General features: G+C 55.8%; 14 protein-coding genes. 7 read left to right on the top strand and 7 right to left on the bottom strand.

Features of this window, described 5'->3' with window-relative positions; all coding sequences use genetic code 11:
• Positions 1–60: 60 nt before the first annotated feature.
• Genes PGH32_RS20610 through PGH32_RS20620 form a run of 3 tightly spaced genes read right to left on the bottom strand, consistent with a single transcriptional unit; the run spans position 61 to position 3439 of the window.
• On the bottom strand, positions 61–1716 hold the full coding sequence (locus PGH32_RS20610; RefSeq protein WP_337894978.1) for an ABC transporter permease: 1656 nt from the start codon (positions 1714–1716) through the stop codon (positions 61–63).
• Between the two features lie 47 nt (positions 1717–1763).
• On the bottom strand, positions 1764–2738 hold the full coding sequence (locus tag PGH32_RS20615) for an ABC transporter substrate-binding protein (protein ID WP_443112814.1): 975 nt from the start codon (positions 2736–2738) through the stop codon (positions 1764–1766).
• Entirely contained in the window at positions 2735–3439 is a 705-nt protein-coding gene (locus PGH32_RS20620; protein WP_314425063.1) for an ABC transporter ATP-binding protein, read from the bottom strand. The genes PGH32_RS20615 and PGH32_RS20620 overlap by 4 nt, the downstream gene beginning before the upstream one ends.
• Positions 3440–3699: 260 nt before the next feature.
• On the opposite strand from PGH32_RS20620, the gene PGH32_RS20625 reads away from it, so the two are divergent.
• A complete protein-coding gene (locus PGH32_RS20625; protein WP_314425065.1) occupies positions 3700–4893 on the top strand; it encodes an MFS transporter in 1194 nt (397 codons plus the stop codon).
• Positions 4894–5002: 109 nt separating this feature from the next.
• Here the strand turns inward: PGH32_RS20625 and PGH32_RS20630 are convergent, their stop codons facing one another.
• Complete coding sequence (locus PGH32_RS20630; protein WP_337894979.1) at positions 5003–5818, bottom strand: TIM barrel protein; 816 nt, start codon at positions 5816–5818, stop codon at positions 5003–5005.
• A 498-nt stretch (positions 5819–6316) separates the two neighbouring features.
• Between PGH32_RS20630 and PGH32_RS20635 the strand changes: the two genes are divergently transcribed.
• Entirely contained in the window at positions 6317–7822 is a 1506-nt protein-coding gene (locus PGH32_RS20635; protein WP_314425069.1) for a CoA-acylating methylmalonate-semialdehyde dehydrogenase, read from the top strand.
• Positions 7823–7887: 65 nt separating this feature from the next.
• The gene (gene iolB / locus PGH32_RS20640) at positions 7888–8706 is read left to right on the top strand and encodes a 5-deoxy-glucuronate isomerase (protein WP_200560945.1); all 819 of its coding nucleotides are present in this window, start codon (positions 7888–7890) and stop codon (positions 8704–8706) included.
• Positions 8707–8836: 130 nt separating this feature from the next.
• On the opposite strand, the gene PGH32_RS20645 is transcribed toward iolB, so the two are convergent.
• The gene (locus tag PGH32_RS20645) at positions 8837–9742 is read right to left on the bottom strand and encodes a helix-turn-helix transcriptional regulator (protein ID WP_337894980.1); all 906 of its coding nucleotides are present in this window, start codon (positions 9740–9742) and stop codon (positions 8837–8839) included.
• 184 nt (positions 9743–9926) lie between these two features.
• On the opposite strand from PGH32_RS20645, the gene PGH32_RS20650 reads away from it, so the two are divergent.
• On the top strand, positions 9927–11141 hold the full coding sequence (locus tag PGH32_RS20650; protein WP_337894981.1) for an MFS transporter: 1215 nt from the start codon (positions 9927–9929) through the stop codon (positions 11139–11141).
• A gap of 44 nt (positions 11142–11185) precedes the next feature.
• Here the strand turns inward: PGH32_RS20650 and PGH32_RS20655 are convergent, their stop codons facing one another.
• Entirely contained in the window at positions 11186–12022 is an 837-nt protein-coding gene (locus PGH32_RS20655) for a MurR/RpiR family transcriptional regulator (RefSeq protein ID WP_105594105.1), read from the bottom strand.
• Between the two features lie 1138 nt (positions 12023–13160).
• Here PGH32_RS20655 and PGH32_RS20660 point away from each other — a divergent pair.
• The 3 genes from PGH32_RS20660 to PGH32_RS20670 all read left to right on the top strand — a co-directional run bounded on the left by PGH32_RS20660 (position 13161) and on the right by PGH32_RS20670 (position 15572).
• The gene (locus PGH32_RS20660) at positions 13161–13622 is read left to right on the top strand and encodes a fimbrial protein (protein ID WP_337894982.1); all 462 of its coding nucleotides are present in this window, start codon (positions 13161–13163) and stop codon (positions 13620–13622) included.
• A gap of 104 nt (positions 13623–13726) precedes the next feature.
• Positions 13727–14470, top strand: a complete 744-nt coding sequence (locus PGH32_RS20665; RefSeq protein WP_337894983.1) for a fimbria/pilus periplasmic chaperone — start codon at positions 13727–13729, stop codon at positions 14468–14470.
• A gap of 199 nt (positions 14471–14669) precedes the next feature.
• Positions 14670–15572: a fimbrial protein gene (locus tag PGH32_RS20670; protein WP_337894984.1), complete on the top strand. Its 903-nt coding sequence runs from the start codon at positions 14670–14672 to the stop codon at positions 15570–15572.
• Positions 15573–15773: 201 nt separating this feature from the next.
• Here the strand turns inward: PGH32_RS20670 and PGH32_RS20675 are convergent, their stop codons facing one another.
• Positions 15774–17696, bottom strand: coding sequence for a bifunctional 5-dehydro-2-deoxygluconokinase/5-dehydro-2-deoxyphosphogluconate aldolase (locus PGH32_RS20675; RefSeq protein ID WP_314425083.1), 1923 nt, complete (start codon positions 17694–17696; stop codon positions 15774–15776).
• Positions 17697–18069 lie beyond the last annotated feature (373 nt).

Consider the following 18069-nt stretch of genomic DNA (forward strand, 5'->3'; position numbering starts at 1 on the left):
TCTGGAGCAAGTGTAGCGGCTGCGGCGATAAGTCCACGGCTTTTAGGAATGATCGGGTCGCTAACTGCGTTCCCGGCGCTGCATCAGCGCCAGCGCGGTGAGCATCAGTACCAGCCCGGTGGTAATCGCAATGGTCGCCATCGCCATGCCCTGGCCGACGGAGCCCTGTTCAAACTGCCGCCAGATAAAGACCGACACCGTCTGCATGCCCGCCGGGGCCAGCAGCAGGGAGGTCACCAGCTCGCGTGAGCCGATGGCAAAAACCATCAGCATCGCCGCCAGCAGGCTGGGGAAGACCAGCGGCAGCACGATGTAGCGCAGCGCCTGGAACTGGCTGGCGCCGTGTACCCGTGCGGCCGGTTCCAGATTTCCGCCCAGCTGCTTCAGCGCGCTGCCCACGTAGCGCACCGGCCACGGCAGCAGCAGGCAGCAGTAGGAGAGCAGCAGGATCGGCCAGCTGTTATACGGCGTTACCGGCCAGAACGGCTGATTCCACAGCAGGATCAGCCCGACGCCGACCACCACGCCGGGCAGCACGGCGGGCAGCAGCGACAGTCCGTCAATCCAGGCCGCACCGCGAATTTTGCGCACCACCACCAGCCAGGCGGCGAGAAAACCCAGCACCCCGGTAATCAGCGCGGCGGCAAAGGCCAGCCCCAGGCTGGTGGAGAGCGCATCCAGCGCGTCGCCGTGCTGGGCAAACAGCGCGCTGAAGTGGCGCAGGGTGAAGTTTTCCAGCCGGATGCCGCCCGAAAGCGTGGAAAGCAGGGCGCTGAGCAGCATGGATGACATCGGCATCACCACCACCACAAAGGCCACCAGGCTGAACAGCAGCAGCGCGGGCCAGCGCCAGCAGCCTAACTGCGCGCCTTTATTCAACGCCGGTTTGCCGGTAATGCTGGTGACTTCTTTATTACCTACCAGCTTTCGCTGCAGCGTCCAGGCGGCCAGCGCCACCACTACCAGCAGCATCGACAGCAGCGAGGATCCGGGCAGGTCGATCGGCCAGTCGGCCAGCCGTTCTTCAATGCCGACCGTCAGCATCACCACGCCAGCGCGGGAACCCAGCGCCGCCGGAACGCCGTACTCCTCGATAGCCAGAGTAAATGAAAGCAGCACCCCGGCCGCCAGTGCGGGCAGCATCATCGGCAGAGTGACGTGCCAGAATGCCCGCAGCGCGCTGGCCCCATGGACGCGGGCCACTATCGCCAGGTGCTGGCCGCTGGCCAGCAGGCTGCGCGACACGGCAAAATAGACCACCGGGAAGATATTCAGGGTCATCACCAGCGCAATGCCGTTCTGGCTGAACAGCAGATCGTTAAGATCGAAGCCGATCAGCTGATACAGATAGCCATTATGCTGTAGCGCCAGCATCCAGCTGAGGGCCGCAATATAAGGCGGCGTCAGGAACGGGATCAGCATCACCAGATCCCACAGGCGCGCCAGCGGCAGATTAAACATCCCGCGCAGGGTGCCGAGGGGAATGCCGACCAGAGCGCTGAGCAGCGCGACCGTCAGGCCAATTTTTAGCGTACCGCTGAGCAGGGCGGGCAGCTGCGGGTCGCGCAGCAGTGCCGGAATGGGGCTGAATGCGCCGGCCAGTGAGCCCTGGGCCAGATGCGGAAACAGCGCCTGTAACAGAATAAACAGCAGCGGCAGTGCAACCAGCACCACCAGCAGCGCCACCGTAAGCAGCGGCATCAGACGAGAGTTCATGGGCGATCCTGAAGGATGGCGCCGCGAAGGGCGCCACCGGGGAGGGATTAAGGTTGTTTAAACAGATCGGCGAAACGCTTCAACACGCTGCCGCGATCGGCACTGCCGCTGGCCTGCGCCGGAAGGATTTTCAGATCGCTCAGCAGCGGGCGTTTGGCACCCACGTCGGAGCGCGCAGGCATCAGCCAGGCATCGGCCACTTTCTGCTGGCCTTCTGCCGACAGCACGTAGTCAACAAAGGCTTTGGCATCGGCCGCATGCTGGCTGCTTTTCAGGATCATCATCGGGCGTGGAGCGACCACTGTCCCGCTGGCCGGGAAGATCACTTTGATCGCTTCGCCGTCCTGAATGCTGCCGTAGGAAACGTAGTCCACGGCGCCAAACACGGCGGCTTTCGCGCCCTGCAGCACCGGCGTCAGCGCCTGGGCGTTAGGACCGGCAATCACCATGCCGTTATCTTTCAGCTTGCTGAACAGCTGCCAGGCGCGATCGCCCATGCTGTTCTGCAGGCCAATCAGCAGGTCGAGGGAGGCACCGGAGAGGGACGGGTCGGGCGTGGTTACCTTACCCTTAAAGGCTTCTGCGGTCAGGTCCTGCCACTCTTTTGGCTCCGGGGTGCCGCTTTTGGTGTTCCAGACGATCCCCAGCGCGGAGATCCCCTGCGCCACGTAGTCGGCGGTTTTAAACTGCGCCGGGACTTTTTCCGCGTTCGGGCTTTGATACGGCAGCAGCCAGCCGCGCTGCTGAAGTTCTTCGGCGGTATCCCAGGAGGCGGAGATCAGCACGTCTGCCTGCGGGTTAGCCTGTTCGGCTTCCAGTCTTGCCATCACTTTGCCGGTGGTGGCCTGGAAAATATTCACCTTTACGCCGGTCTGCTTTTCAAAACCCGCAGCGAGTCCCTTGGCCAGCGAACCCGGCCCGGCGGTATAAACGGTCAGTGCCTGCGCGTCGGCGATCATCATGCCAGAAGTCAACAACATGGCGAAAATAGCTCCTGTCTTCATCGGTTTAAACAATGTCATGCGGGTTCCCCAGAGAGTGAAGTAACGGTTTGAATGGCAGAAACGGATCCCGCGGCCAGCCAGACGATGCGATCCGCCAGGATCTCCGCCTCGCGCCGGTCGTGGGTGACGTACACCGCGGTGGTGCCGAGCTGGCGCAGCAGCGTGGCCATCTCCAGGCACAGCGACTCACGCAGATCGGTATCCAGATTGGATAGCGGTTCATCGAACAGCAGGATTTTCGGTTCAGCGATGATGGCGCGGGCCAGCGCTACGCGCTGCTGCTGGCCGCCCGACAGATCGGACGGTTTGCGTGCGGCAAACGCCGCCAGGCCTACGCGATCTAACGCCCGCATTACCCGCTGCTGGCGTTCATGGGCGGATACCCGCCGCATCAGCAGAGGAAACGCCACGTTCTGCGCGACCGTCATATGCGGCCACAGGGCGTAATCCTGGAAAACCATGCCGATATCGCGCTGTTCGGGCGGCGTGCTTTTTGCCGAGTCGGCAATCAGCCGTTCGCCAAACTGCAGCGTGCCCTGCTGCGGCTCCAGCAGGCCGGCAAGGATTTTCAGCAGCGTGCTTTTGCCGCAGCCGGAAGGGCCAAGCAGCGCAACGATAGAGCCGGCTTCGATATCCAGATCGATGTGATTGAGTACGCGGTGTTCGCCAAAGGCATAACCAATACCTTTCAGCGTGACGGCGACAGGAGAGCGGGTCATAGCGACACTCCGTGATGACGCGGGCGTGCCTGACCAGCTGCCGGCCAGGGCCGGTAGCGTGTGCTCACCTGAAGGAAGTTCAGGGGAGTAAAGACCATATTGTTATCCTCTTTGGGACTCTGTGGGGCGGAGTATAAAGAGGCTTTGTGACGAAAATATGGCGGTTTTCGCCCCCGCTGCGGCGAATAAAAATCCGTAGGACGCTAACGGTTCAGGTATAGTTGGGCTTCGACTTTTCTGCTTTGCGAGCCGTAATTTCCATGTCAGACCCGTCAGCAGGGGACGCCGCGCAATCCGGCCTGCGCTTAAATCTGCGCATTATCTCCGTCGTTATCTTCAACTTTGCCAGCTACCTGACCATCGGGCTGCCGCTGGCGGTGCTGCCCGGCTACGTCCATGACGTGATGGGGTACAGCGCCTTCTGGGCGGGGCTGGTGATCAGCCTGCAGTACTTTGCCACGCTGCTCAGCCGCCCTCATGCCGGGCGTTTCGCCGATCTCTGGGGGCCGAAAAAAGTGGTCATTTTCGGCCTGTTCGGCGCGCTGATCTGCGGTATCTGCTATGCGCTCGCGGCGCTGTCCAGTGCGATCCCGCTGCTCAGCCTGCTGCTGCTGTGCCTTGGACGCATGGTGCTGGGCGTGGGGCAGAGCTTTGCCGGAACGGGGGCCACGCTGTGGGGCGTGGGCGTGGTCGGCTCGCTGCATATCGGCCGGGTGATCTCGTGGAACGGGATTTTCACCTACGGGGCGATGGCGATTGGTGCGCCGCTGGGCGTGGCGATCTATCTGTGGGGCGGATTGCTGCTGCTGGCGGCGATTGTGATTGCGATTGCGCTGGTGGCCATCGTGCTGGCGCTCCCCCGGCCCACGGTGAAAACCAGCAAGGGAAAACCGCTGCCGTTCCGCGCGGTGCTGGGGCGTATCTGGGGCTATGGCCTGATCCTGGCGATGGGGTCGGTCGGCTTCGGCGTCATCGCCACCTTCATCACCCTGTTTTATCAGGATAAAGGCTGGCAGGGCGCGGCCTTTGCCCTGACGCTGTTCAGCGTGGCGTTTGTCGGCACGCGCATGCTGTTCCCCAACGCCATCAACCGCTTCGGCGGGCTGAACGTGGCGCTGGTTTGTTTTGCCGTTGAAGCGATCGGGCTGCTGATGGTCTGGGGGTCGTGGGAACCCTGGATGGCGAAAGTGGGTGCGTTGCTGACTGGGGCCGGATTCTCGCTGGTGTTCCCGGCGATTGGGGTGGTGGCGGTGAAGGTGGTGCCGCCGCAGAATCAGGGCAGTGCGCTGGCGACCTATACGGCCTTTATGGACCTGGCGCTGGGAATCACCGGGCCGCTGGCCGGATTCATTATGAGCTATGCCGGTGTCCCGGTGATTTATCTGCTCAGCAGCGTGCTGGTGTGCCTGGCGATACTGGCGACCCTCAGGCTGAAACGGGTGACGAGTGCATAAAAAAAATGCGGCCCTGGAAGGCCGCGAAGTGACACAGATAAGACGTGAAATCCGGCCCCGGTGGCCGGATTTTCCGTTACAGCCGGGCAATGACCCGGCCACGGGATGTTTAGCCCTGCAGCAGCGCGATGCTCTGACGGATTTCGCGTTCGATGTCTGCCGCCGTCCAGCTGTCCATGCTGGAAGCAAACGGCTCGAAGGCGTAGATGCCTTTGTAGCCCAGCTTCTCCAGGCGCTGAACCTGCGATACGCTCTTCAGGCGGTCGCCTTCGCTCAGCATGATGCGTTCTTCGTCGGTCAGCCTGCTGACTTCACGATCGTCTTCCACGCCGGACAGGTGAACCAGCCCGATGCGATTCACATCCAGCCCGGCGGCGAAATCCTGCTCTGCGCCTTCATACAGATGGTGGTGGAAGGTATCCAGCACCAGCGTAAACGGCACGTCCGCCTGGTCGATCAGCGCCAGCGCCTGGCCTGCGGAGCGCAGTGAGCTGACCGGGAAGCCCAGCGGCTCGACCAGTCCTTTAATGCCGTAGCGCTCAAACAGCGGTGCCAGCGTGCGCAGCGCGTTGACGGTCTCTTCGGCAGAAACCGGGGTGCCGTCGTTCAGCGGGCACATCACCAGCGCTTTCGCCCCAATCCCCTGCGCATCCTTCAGCAGGCCTTCCGCGCGCGCCAGCAGATCGTCGCTAATCTGATTGAACGGATAGACGGCGTTAATCGTCACAATTTCCATGCCGTATTTTTCCGCCAGGTCTTTCACCTGCCGGTGACTGAGATTGTCAGTCACGCTGCCGCCCTTCATATCATTACGCAGCTCAACCTTGTTCAGACCCAGCTTTTGTACCAGCTGGAAAAAGGCTTCAATGCTGAGCGCCGGGGCGATTTTACGGTTAATGCAGATGCGGGTTGGATCGATAGCCATGTGATGGCTCCTGTTTCAGTAGGGTAATAAAAAAAACTCCACCACAGGGCCGGACATACCCGATCCGCATGGTGCAGTAAAAGTACGCATAAGAAAACATTTATTTCATAGTTAGTGAATAATGAAATTTAAATTTTTAGATCCGCCTCTCAAAATTTCACCGCGCGGAAAAAAACACCAGCAAAAACACAGAGAAATCCCATGCGAAAGCGCGAAGAATTCCGGGGGCGTTATCGTCACGTGGTAAAACCACTGTTCCGCATGGGGCCTGCGCTGAGGGCTTTCTGGCGGTGCCAGCGTGTGGGACTATTTACCCGACATAGCCTGACCGTGAAAAATGCGATCCATGCCGCTAAAACTGAATTTTCTAAAGTGAATTATTTGAAAAATTTATTCCAATATTATACTGTCATCCCACGCATTAGAGTTTTGCCCGGCCAGGTAGCGTTGTGATTCAGACTGCCTGCATGGGAACTATCACATCAAAGAGGCCAGAACATGACTATCGTAGGAAACTTTATTGGCGGTAAAACTTCTCTGAGCGCCAGCAGCGAAACCATCCCGGTTTACGATCCGGCGACCGGCAAAGTCATCCGTGAACTGACGCAGAGCACCAGCGACGAAGTGGCACACGCCATTGAAGTAGCCCACAACGCGTTCGATAGCTGGTCACGCACTTCTCCACTGCGCCGCGCCCGTATCCTGTTCAACTTTAAGGCCCTGATGGAACAGCATCGCGACGAGCTGGCCGAGCTGATTGTGAGCGAGCACGGTAAAGTCTGGTCAGATGCGCTGGGTGAACTGACCCGTGGCCTGGAAGTGGTTGAATTCGCCTGCGGTATTCCACACCTGATTAAAGGCGAGAACTCCGCGGACGTCGGAACCGGCGTTGACAGCTACTCGCTGATGCAGCCGCTGGGCGTGGTGGCGGGTATCACCCCGTTCAACTTCCCGGCGATGGTGCCACTGTGGATGTTCCCTATCGCGCTGGCCTGCGGTAACACCTTCGTTCTGAAGCCACCGGCTCTGGACCCGTCAGCCTCTGTCCGTATGGCTGAGCTGCTGACCGAAGCGGGCCTGCCGGACGGCGTGTTCAACGTTATCCACAGCTCTAACGAAAATGCCGAGCAGCTGTATAAAGATCCGCGCGTTCAGGCGGTCAGCTTCGTCGGTTCTTCCGGCGTTGCCGAGCACATCTACACTACCGCCAGCGCACACGGTAAGCGCGTGCAGGCGTTCGGCGCGGCGAAAAACCACGCTATCGTGATGCCGGATGCCGATCTGGATGCCACCGTGAACGCCATCATGGGCGGCGCGTTTGGTTCTGCCGGCGAGCGTTGCATGGCGCTGCCAGTGGTGGTTGCCGTGGGCGACGACACCGCTGACAAACTGATTGCCGCACTGACCCCGCTGGTGAAAGCCCTGCGCGTGGGTCCTGGCATTCACAAAGGCAAAGACGAAAACGAAATGGGGCCGGTGGTTTCCGCCGCGCACCAGAAGAAAGTGCTGGGCTACATCGACAAAGGTGAAGCGGAAGGCGCGAAACTGGTGGTTGACGGTCGCGGTATTCAGGTTGAAGGCAACCCGGAAGGCTACTACGTTGGCGGCACCCTGTTCGATAACGTCACCACCGACATGGTGATCTGGCGCGAAGAGATCTTCGGACCGGTGCTGAGCATCGTGCGTGCGCCTGACTACAAAACCGCGCTGGATCTGGTTAACAGCCACGAATTCGGTAACGGCAGCGCTATCTTCACCAGCAATGGCCACACCGGTCGTGACTTCGTGCGTGAAGTGCAGGCGGGCATGGTTGGCGTTAACGTACCGGTTCCGGTTCCGATGGCCTTCCACAGCTTCGGCGGCTGGAAGCGTTCCGTCTTTGGCGCACTGAACGTGCACGGGCCGGACGGCGTGCGTTTCTACACCCGCATGAAGACGGCCACCGTTCGCTGGCCGAGCGGTCAGAAAACCGTGTCTGAGTTCAGCATGCCAACGCTGGGCTAATCCTTTTCACCAACAATCCGCGCCGCCGTGATGTCTGCGGCGGCGCGGGCAAAGGAAAAAGCAGCATGTCATTATTAAATAAAGCAAAACAGCCCGATGCACAGGGCCGTATTCAGAACGTCACCCCGGAAAGTGCCGGCTGGCGTTATGTTGGCTTCGATGCCTATCTGCTGAAGAAAGGGCAGACCCTCACGCTTGAAAGCGGCGATAAAGAGCTGTGTCTGGTGCTGGTTGCGGGCCTGGCCTCGGTGAAAACCCGTCAGGCCGAGTTCCCGAATATCGGTAAGCGTATGTCGCCGTTTGAGCGCACGCCGCCGTATTCCGTTTACGTGCCGCACAACGAACAAATTGAAGTGGTGGCAGAATCCGATCTGGAGCTGGCGGTGTGTAATTCGCCGAGCCAGGGCAATCTGCCGGCACGACTGATCGCGCCTGAAGATGTCGGCGTGGAGCAGCGCGGTAAGGGCCACAACAAGCGTCTGGTGCACAATATTCTGCCGGACAACAAGCCTGCCGACAGCCTGCTGGTGGTGGAAGTGTACACCAACGAAGGTGATACCAGCTCCTACCCGAGCCACAAGCACGACCAGGAAGATTCAGAAGACGAAACCTATCTGGAAGAGACGTACTATCACCGTTTCGACCCTGAGCGTGGCTTCGCCCTGCAGCGCGTCTATACCGACGATCGCTCGCTGGATGAGTGCATGGCGGTGTATAACCGCGATGTCGTTACCGTGCCGCGTGGCTACCATCCGGTAGCGACCATCGCCGGTTACGATAATTACTATTTGAACGTTATGGCCGGGCCAGTACGTTTATGGAAATTTACCTGGGAGAAAGATCACGCCTGGGTGAACAGCGATGAGTATCCGCGCAAGAAGTAAGTTGGTTTAGTTGTAGTGATGTAACCCGGAAGGCTCCAGTCGCCGTCAGGCAGCCTGAAGCCGGAAGGAAAAGGTTGATGTTGAAAACAAGCTAATAAACGGGCGGCCACCTACGGGCTGCCCGTTTTTTTTATGGCTGGCGTTTGCCGCTGACCGAGGACGGAGGGCGGCCATAAAAGCGCTGAAAGGCCGCGCTGAAGCTGGACAGGTGCTGATAACCCACCTTCCACGCCACGGTGGACACGTGCAGGCCGCTTTCCAGCAATTCCCATGCATGATCCATGCGGATCGCCGTCAGCATGCGGTACGGTGTGGTATTAAACAGCGCGCGAAACCCCTGCTTTAGCGCAAATTCATTGGTCCCTACCTGCATGCAGAGCCAGCCTGCGGTCAGCGGTTGGTCGTAGTGCTGCTGGATTAATTCCCGCGCTTTAAGCAGCTTATCCTGAGCCGTTCCGCTCAGCGCCCGTGGAGTGCTGCGCTGCGATGAGAGCAGCCTGGCCTGTTCAGCCAGCAGCGTCAGCGTGGCGATCTGGAGTTCAAGGGCGCTGGCCGTTTGACCGTGTAGCGAAGCCAGCCGCTCCGCCAGCCGTTGGATCCCCGGGGTGTGCTGCCCGGAGAAGAGAGAATGTACCCGGTGGTCATCCTTACGATCGTCGAGAAGCCCGGTCAGCGCGTACTGCTCCATCAGGGGTTCATCAACGATCAGCCGCAGCTGGCGTACCTGCTGCCCCGCGGGTAAAAAACGTTCGCCCCGGGCGTGGGAAAACAGCGCCACCGTACTGTGCCCGGCGCGCAGGGGGTACTGGCTGCCGTCGCTGGCGCAGGTCACGCTGTTGCCCTCAAGCGCGATGGCGATAGTCAGGCTGCGAACGTCCCGCTCAATGATGCTGTGTTCACGTAAGTCACGCTGCGGATGATAATGGCAGTATGCCAGCGTCAGGCCGTCATCCAGCTGCAGGCGATCGACAAATCCCCCGCAGAAATCCTGTGGCATCGGCTGCCTTTGCCAGTTAAAACGCTGCGCTGAATTCATTGTGCCCCCTGCCTTTCACATCACGTCGGCTCCGCAATGCCTAAACAAAGCTCCGTTATGCCTAAGAAGCGAATGATACACAATCTCATTAAAAACTTATAGTGACCCACGGCTTCGCGCGGCCCGATTAACCGATGACTAACGCAGATGAGGTGATGGTAACGATCACCCTACGGAGTAAGACATGAACGAAGTATCCGGTAGTAATACCCGAACGGCCGCCGCCACGCAGGCCCGTTCCGGGCAGCTCTGGCCGCTGTGGCTGGGGTTTATTCTGGTTTCACTGAATATGCGGCTGATTTTTACCACGGTGGGCCCGCTGCTGGCGGAGTTCCATCTCAGCTTCAGCTCCACGCTGATGGTGACGACGCTGCCGCTGGTATTGCTCAGCGTCTTCTCGATTACCGGCGTGAAGCTGCGCCAGCGGTTTGGTGAAGAGCGCGCGCTATTTCTTGCGCTGGCGCTGCTTTGCCTGGGCTGTGCGGTACGGGGCATGGGGGAGATGATGCTGCTGGTGGGAACGGCGATAGGCAGTATCGGCATTGCGATTATGAATGTGATTATGCCCGCCCTGGCGCGTAAGCGTTTTCAGCCCCGGCAGATGGGGTCGGTAATGGGGATCTATGCCCTCATGCTGGGCGTGGGGGCGGTGATTGGCGCCAGCGGCGCTTTTCCTCTCTACCTCGCTTTGGGGGCGAATGAACCGGCGGCTTATCAGTCGCTGGCGCTGTGGGCGCTTCCGGCGCTGCTGGCAATGCTGATCTGGCTGCCGCAGCTGCGCTATGCCGCCGCCGCAGGCCTGGCCCCCGGCGCTCAGGCCGGTGAACGGGTTAATCTCTATCGGCAGCCGGTGGCCTGGTCGGTGACGCTGTTTTTCGGCCTGCAGGTACTGAATCTCTACGTCTTTCTGGCCTGGATGCCGACGATATTTATCAGCCGCGGCTCCACGCCTGAAGCGGCAGCGCTGCTGTTTTCGGCCTCGCAGTTCAGCCTGATGATCGGCGGTTTTCTGGTGCCGTTTTTTGCCGCCCGGGCGGCCGATCAGCGCGGATTTATGGTTCTCACCATTCTGCTGTGCCTGTTCGGGACGCTGGGGATCCTGTATGCCCCGGCGAATACGGCGCTTGTCTGGGTGCTGCTGCTGGGGTTCGGGCAGGGGGCCGGGCCGGGGCTGGGTACCTATCTGTTTGTGGTGCGCAGCGCCAGCGGGGAGAGCGCGGCACGGCTGTCGGCCATGGCGCAGAGCGCAGGCTATCTGATTGCCGGGCTGGGCCCGCTGCTGGTGGGCTATCTGTGGACGTTTTCCGGCAGCTGGGATCTGCCGCTGCTGCTGGTGGCCGGGCTGCTGGTGGTGGAACTGCTGGTTTGCCTGCCTGCCGGGAAGAATCAGCGGATTTGACGGGCAACCGGCGCAGCAGGGAGCGAGCGCCGGTTGTTTGCCGCTTAGTTGGCGTTATTCAGCGCCAGCGACACCGCCAGGGTCTGTGCCAGGCACAGGGAAGCTACCTGCGAGCGGAAACCGTCAACCTGCGCTTCACGCACCACGAAGCAGACGTCGCTGAAGGCGGCCAGCGGGCTGACCTGGCTGTCGGTAATGGCGATCTGATGGGCTCCGCGTTTAGCGCCCAGCTCGACCAGCTCGACCGCTTCACGCGCGTAAGGCGAGTAGCTGATGGCAATCACCACGTCTTTCGGGTTTACCATGCTCAGCTGTTCGGCGAACATGCCGCCCAGGCCGTCGATCAGAAACGCGCGGCGCTCCAGATGGCGCAGGGCATAGGTCAGGTAGGAGGCCACGCTGAACGAGCGACGCAGACCAATCACGTAGATGTTATCGGCCTCATCGAGCATTTTCACCGCTTTTTCCAGCTGCTCAGGATTAATCTGCATCGCCAGCTGCTGCAGCGCCTGCGAATTCACCATGGTGAACACATTGAGGATTTCCGCCGGGTTTTCCGGGGCGGTTGGCGTTTCATCGGTGGCGGTCTGGCGGAACAAACGTGCACGTTCGGTATAGTTGACCGTTTCTTCCATCAGGTGCTGACGAAACACCTGCTTCATTTCGTTAAACCCGCTGAAGCCAAACGCGTTTGAGAAGCGAATTAAGGTAGACGGCGGTACGTCTGCCTGCTGCGCAATGGAGGCGACGGTGTCGAAGGCGATACTGTTACTGTTATCCAGAATATAGCGAGCCACCTGCTTGAGGCGTTTGCTTAAGGTGTCATAACGGCGACGGATGTCGTCCTGTAGCAGTGAAAGCTGTGTTGGATTGTTGGTCATTAAGCGGCTCGCTAATCTTCAAATGTTGTTCTTCTGAACGCCATTCTACCAGATGAACAAAAAATTTCACTTGATGAAGAAAGCAGCGGCGTCTATTTCATCAGGGTTGGGAATTGGTTCACAAAATTGCAACTTTTAACCCACTTCTGTGGGGGGGCGGATGAGTTATGCCATTTTTATAGCAAAACGAATGATTCAGGCGTGATTGAGGTCAAAACTGGTATTGATTAGCCCCATAGTAAAACCTATGCAGTTCACTACAAGTTACCGAATCTTTCATTCATCTAAACCAGGGGCTCTGCAGGTTTTTTTCACCGAATATGCAGACGAGATCGCACTAAAATAGCGATTTATCAGATTGAAAATATATGATCTCGATGAGTGCTATAACATGCATGTCAAATTATGACCCTCAAAATTAATAGTTAAAGTATTTAGCCGGGGCGGTGATGTTGATTATTGTACTAAGATGTGTGAATTTTTTTAAAAGAAAATTTCATACAGATATAATCTCTTGAGTGTTTTGCAGTTATAAAATTAGAGTGATAATTTATTTTTCCCGTTAAGAATAGAATGAAAAATCGTGATTGCACAATCTTCGTTTTGATAAAATGAAATCTCTATTTCCTGAGGGGGAAATAGAGACTTGATGGTTACTTTAAGCAGCAGAGGTCGAAGTAACAGGGCGAGAATCGTTTGGTTTTGTTACCATGCTTTACAGAGGCGTCAGCGCATGAACCTTAGCATCATTTGAAAGATAAACATGGTAAATGGTTGATCTTATTAGTAGCGGATATTTTTTCGATATTTTTGACTACATTTTTTATGTTAACAACCATTTAATCTTTAGAAGTTATTTGCGTGCTACACTAAAAGAACAGGTTGTCGAAATTCAAGGAGGTGTGAACTAATTGTTTATACTGAAAAGTTATAATGATAATATTTAATTATCAGCATTCTATTTTGAAAAAAATAACACAAAACGGCATATTATAATTGCTACTTCGGTTGAGATTCATCAGGAGCAAGCAAAATGGTTAAATAGATAAGGTTAACCCAACATAGTTCAGGTAATCATGTCATCATAATCAACACAAAAAATGGAGAGTATATGTTCATATGGAGGATCCCTGCAGCAGTGTTGCTAATTGGTGCTTGTCTGCACTGCTATGCGATTGATAAAGGCGCGACTATGGTTCAATTTAGTGGTCAGGTTGTGGATCAGAACCCTTGTAAAATTAACAATGACGAACAAGTTTTAGTACCATTTGGTAATATTTTACAAAAAAATGCAGATGGTAAACAAATTCAAAAAAAGCTGAACATTAATGTAAAATGTACAGGCGTGAATAATGATGCATTAAAAATGCAAATCGTCGGTACAACATCTTTTTCTGATAATGTGCTTGAAACCGATATGGATGACTTAGGTATTGTATTTTATCAGAATGGAAGTCCCGTCAAATTGCATACATGGTTTGATTTACCTCAACCTGCAGAGAGTTTGCTGTTGACTGCATCTCCGATAATTCAGAATGGAAAAAGTATGGGTGGTGGTGAATTTAAGGCTACGGCTACGCTACTGGTCAATATTCAATAGAACAGGTGTTGAAATAGTCGACATGTTTTTTATAAACAGATAGCAATACGTCGATCGAAAACTGCTTATAATTAATTTAATCAGTAAATGTAAATGAGTATATTATGTTTTTAACAGTAAGATGCATTTTAATTTTTTTTGTTTTTACATTTTCGCTTGTGACGAATGCGGCCATTTCTCTGCAACAATCGCGCGTCGTTTTTAATGGTGATAAATCATCATACAGCCTGTTAGTCATTAATCAGAATAATCACGCCCCTTACCTTGCTCAGGGTTGGATAGAAGATGAAAAGGGTAATCGTGAACAGGGACCACTGCTGGTACTTCCTCCTATTCAACGTATCGAGCCTGGAGAAAGCTCGCAGGTTAAAATTCAGGCATTGCCTGCAGTAAAATTGTTGCGGCAGGACAGAGAAACGTTATTTTATCTAAACTTGCGAGAAATCCCCCCCAAAATTTCAGAGGGAAACACCCTGCAAATCGCACTGCAAAATCGCATCAAGGTCTTTTACAGGCCGGTAGCACTGAAAAACCACGAACTTGCCTCCCCCTGGCACTCTAAGCTGATGTTAACAAAGCGGGATACTCACTGGCAGATAACCAACCCCAGTGAGTATTACATCACGCTGGTTGATGCTCAGGTCAGTCAGAATGGTGCTCATATTGCGAAATTCACGCCATTTATGCTGGCTCCCGGAGCCAGCGAAATGTTGCCGGGTAATATAAATGATTACGGCAAGGCACCGGTATTTACCTACCTGAATGATTATGGTGGTCGCCCTGAAATTACTTTTAATTGTGGTTCGGAACATTGTAACGTTATCAATAATAAGATTCCGCGTGGCTGATACTGTAAAAATATTTTATTGACAACCTTTATCTTAAATTAATAAATAAACTATGGCAATCATGAATATAATTAAATCGTCTTGCAATAACAGATTTTCGGGAAAGTTATTTACTCTTCTTATGTTGGCCAGTTCAACGGTGTGCGCTGTCCCCTCCCGCCCGGCGGGAATGCCGAATGGCGGATGTTGGGCGGATCCAATGAATGATTTGTCCGTTGTGTTAACTCTTGATTCATTTTCTTCTAATAAGGAGGGTGAAAGAGCAAGTAGCTCGTTTGTCACAATGCCAGAATACTACCCGGGGTGGTGTTATAGCGAATCAGGAGCTAATAGTGCATCTTGGTTTACAGGGACGTTGAGTATAAATACACCGGGAAAGACAGCGGGATACTATAAACTTTCCGATGATGTTGATTTCCGCATATCCGTTTTTTTTCAAGGCGCCGGGGTAATATTGCCACCATTTTATGATAAGGATTTTGGGGCCAACATGGGACCTACGGGTAATGGTGTTACCGCGTTGCAGCTGGCTGCTGTTGGCAACCGCGGGTCGATTGATTTCAAACTCCGCCGAACGTTGATTGGCGGTGCATTTTTTATTCCTGGCGGAACCGAGTTGTTCAGGCTGTATCGTTACGTCATCCCGGGAAACAACCGGCCGACAATTCCTGTATATCGTCTTATTACTCAACAAGTCGTAGTCCCTGTTCCTGTAGAGTGCCGTATTAATAACGGGAAAACGATCGATGTTAACTTTAAACTGATCCAAAGCTCTGCGTTAACGACGTCGGCCCTTTCATCCTCTTATCAGGAAAAACGTCAGCTTGATTACAAATGCAATACCGGTCTGACACAGGATATTAATGTTACTCTTGTCGCTGATAGCGCACCTTTCGGTGAAGCCATTAAAACCTCAAATCCAGACATTGGAGTTGTCATGCTATATAACGATAGAGCCGTAAAACCGGATAACAGCTTCAGGACTAAGATAGTGAATGGCGCGGGCAGCGACAATGTCACCTTTGCCGTGATCGGAAGCGGTAATAAACCTGCCGCCGGAAACTTTACCGGTTCGGCTGTACTTATCATTTCAAGTTTATAGTTGACTGGTGGATGAAAATTCCACCTTTTGTCTTCCTGGCTACTTTAACGATTGAATTCCATGGTGGGCGTAATGATGGTCGGCCGACGCTGGCTGCTTTTCAGCACAGAGTGGGAGGTGGTGGGGGAAAAAACTGCCCCCGTAGGATACCAGAATGTGTTTCAGCATCCCCCGGGAACAGCTTTAGCGTTTCACTGTTGCTTATTTAGTCGGGCGCGCTTCGCGCCAGTAGCCAATCAGCGTCAGGTAGTTACTTTTCACTTTGGCAATCAGCGAGGCATCGTCCAGCTCGCCCTGCAGCCACTGGCGTGACGGCTGGCCGAAGATGGTACGGCCGACCGCGAAGCCTTTGACCCACGGGCTTTTCGCCGCGGCGGCAAAGCCCGCTTTCAGCTCGGCTTCCGGCGCGTCCAGGCCCAGCAGCAGGATCCCACGGCAGTGCGGATCGTTCTTCTCGATCAGCGCGCTGATCGCTTCCCAGGTAGCGTGGGACAGCGGTGGGAGTTTCCACCAGTCAGGCTGAATGCCCATGCTGTAGAAGTGGGTCAGGATTTCCAGATAGTACTTCTCGTCTTTATCCGGGTTGCTCTCCGGCAGAATAACTTCCAGCAGCAGCTCGTGGCCGGATTTATTACAGCCGTTCCACACGTCGAGGATCAGATCGTCCTGCTCTTTACGCATTTCCGCGCTGTCGTGCGGATGGTAGAAGGTCAGGCATTTGACCACGTGCTCCTGCGGCCAGTCCACCAGCTGAGAGCCGATGTTGCCGTGCTCGAGGCGCAGCGGGCGGGAGCTTGGCAGCTCGATAGGGCGACCAATCCACCAGCCTTTCCCGGTGATGGCGTTCAGCGCGGGCTGGCCGTAGGTGGTGTCCGCAAGGATGCCGCAGCGGCCATCGTCCAGACCGGCCTCACGTGCCGCTTCCTGCGCACCCTGCAGCAGCAGCGTTTTCAGCTCGGGAATGCGTGAATCGTCAAAGCCCGCTTCGGCAGCCATATCGGCCAGCTGTTTGCGGTGGTCGAAGGCGAAGATGTTCAGCTCGGTCCACTGCTGCTTGCGCGTGGTAACGCGGTGCAGGTGGTTCAGGCGCTTGTCGAGATCCGGGCGTTTAACCTCTTTATCACGGCTGAGGAAGTCATCCAGCTCTTCTTTGGTTGGCATGGCTGGCGCACAGCCGTGGCGGGAAACCACCAGCGCACCGCAGGCGTTGGCGTAACGGCATGCCTGTTCCCAGCTTTCATCGTTCAGCCAGCCGCGCAGCAGGCCGGACATAAAGGCATCGCCCGCGCCGAGTACGTTCAGCACTTCCACGCGCACGCCGCTTTGCAGCTTCGTCTCTTCCCAGCTGTCCGGGATATCGCCTTCAAAGACCACGCAGCCCAGCGGGCCACGTTTGCAGACCAGCGTCGCTTTCGTCGCTTTACGCACGTTTTTCAGCGCGGTCAGGCTGTCGGTGCTGCCACCGGCAATATGGAACTCTTCTTCCGTTCCCACCACCAGATCGAAATAGTGCAGAACTTCCTGCAGCTGCTGGGTGACGCGCTCGGACTCCACGAAACGCGTTTCGCCGTCGCCCAGCGAGGTCAGACCCCACAGCACCGGACGGTAGTCGATATCCAGCGCGGTACGCAGGCCGTGGCGGCGGGCGATCTCCAGCGCTTTCAGCACGGCGGCACGGGTATCCGGGTGGGAGAGGTGCGTACCGGTCACGGCAACGGCACGGGATGAGGCGATGTAGTCTTCCTGAATATCGTCCGGCACCAGGCCCATATCGGCGCAGTTGTCACGGTAGAACACCAGCGGGAAGGTTTCCTGATCTTTAATACCGAGGATAACCAGGCCGGTCAGACGTTTTTTATCGGTGATCAGGCTCTGAGTGTCGCAACCTACGCGCTGAAGCTCTTCCCGCAGGAAGCGGCCCATATGTTCATCACCCACGCGCGCCAGCATGGCGGATTTCAGCCCCTGGATCGCGGTGCCGTATGCCACGTTACCGGAAGAGCCACCCAGATACTTGGCAAAGGTGGTTTCATCTTCAAGGCGTGCACCGATCTGCTGGCCATAAAGGTCGACGGCGATGCGCCCGATACAAATCACATCAAGCCGCTTCTGTTGTGTACTCATACCTGTTGTTTCCTTCTGTGATGTACCCTGGTCATCGGCGTATTTTGCGGTTGAGTCGCCGCCGGTGGCTTCGGGTAAAGCCGACTCTGTTTGCGCTTCTCCAGCAGATCGGTGGCACGCCAGCCCGATCGAATCCGGATCTAACATGCCAACGAGTATGAGGAATAAAAATTCCAATTTCAATATGAAATGAAATTATTGCCCCAAAAGTGTGAGGTGGTTAAAACTCTTGCGCAGCGGCATTACGGCACGACAGAGGCAACGCCGTTTCAGGCGGCTCAGGAGTTGTGAGCGATATCTCAACTTTCTTAGATAACAGGTGTAAACATATTGAAGTGAAAGGGTTTTTATCATTTTATGTCTGGATGGCACC

Origin of the sequence: Erwinia sp. SLM-02 (genome assembly GCF_037450285.1) — a bacterium.
GTDB lineage: Bacteria > Pseudomonadota > Gammaproteobacteria > Enterobacterales > Enterobacteriaceae > Erwinia.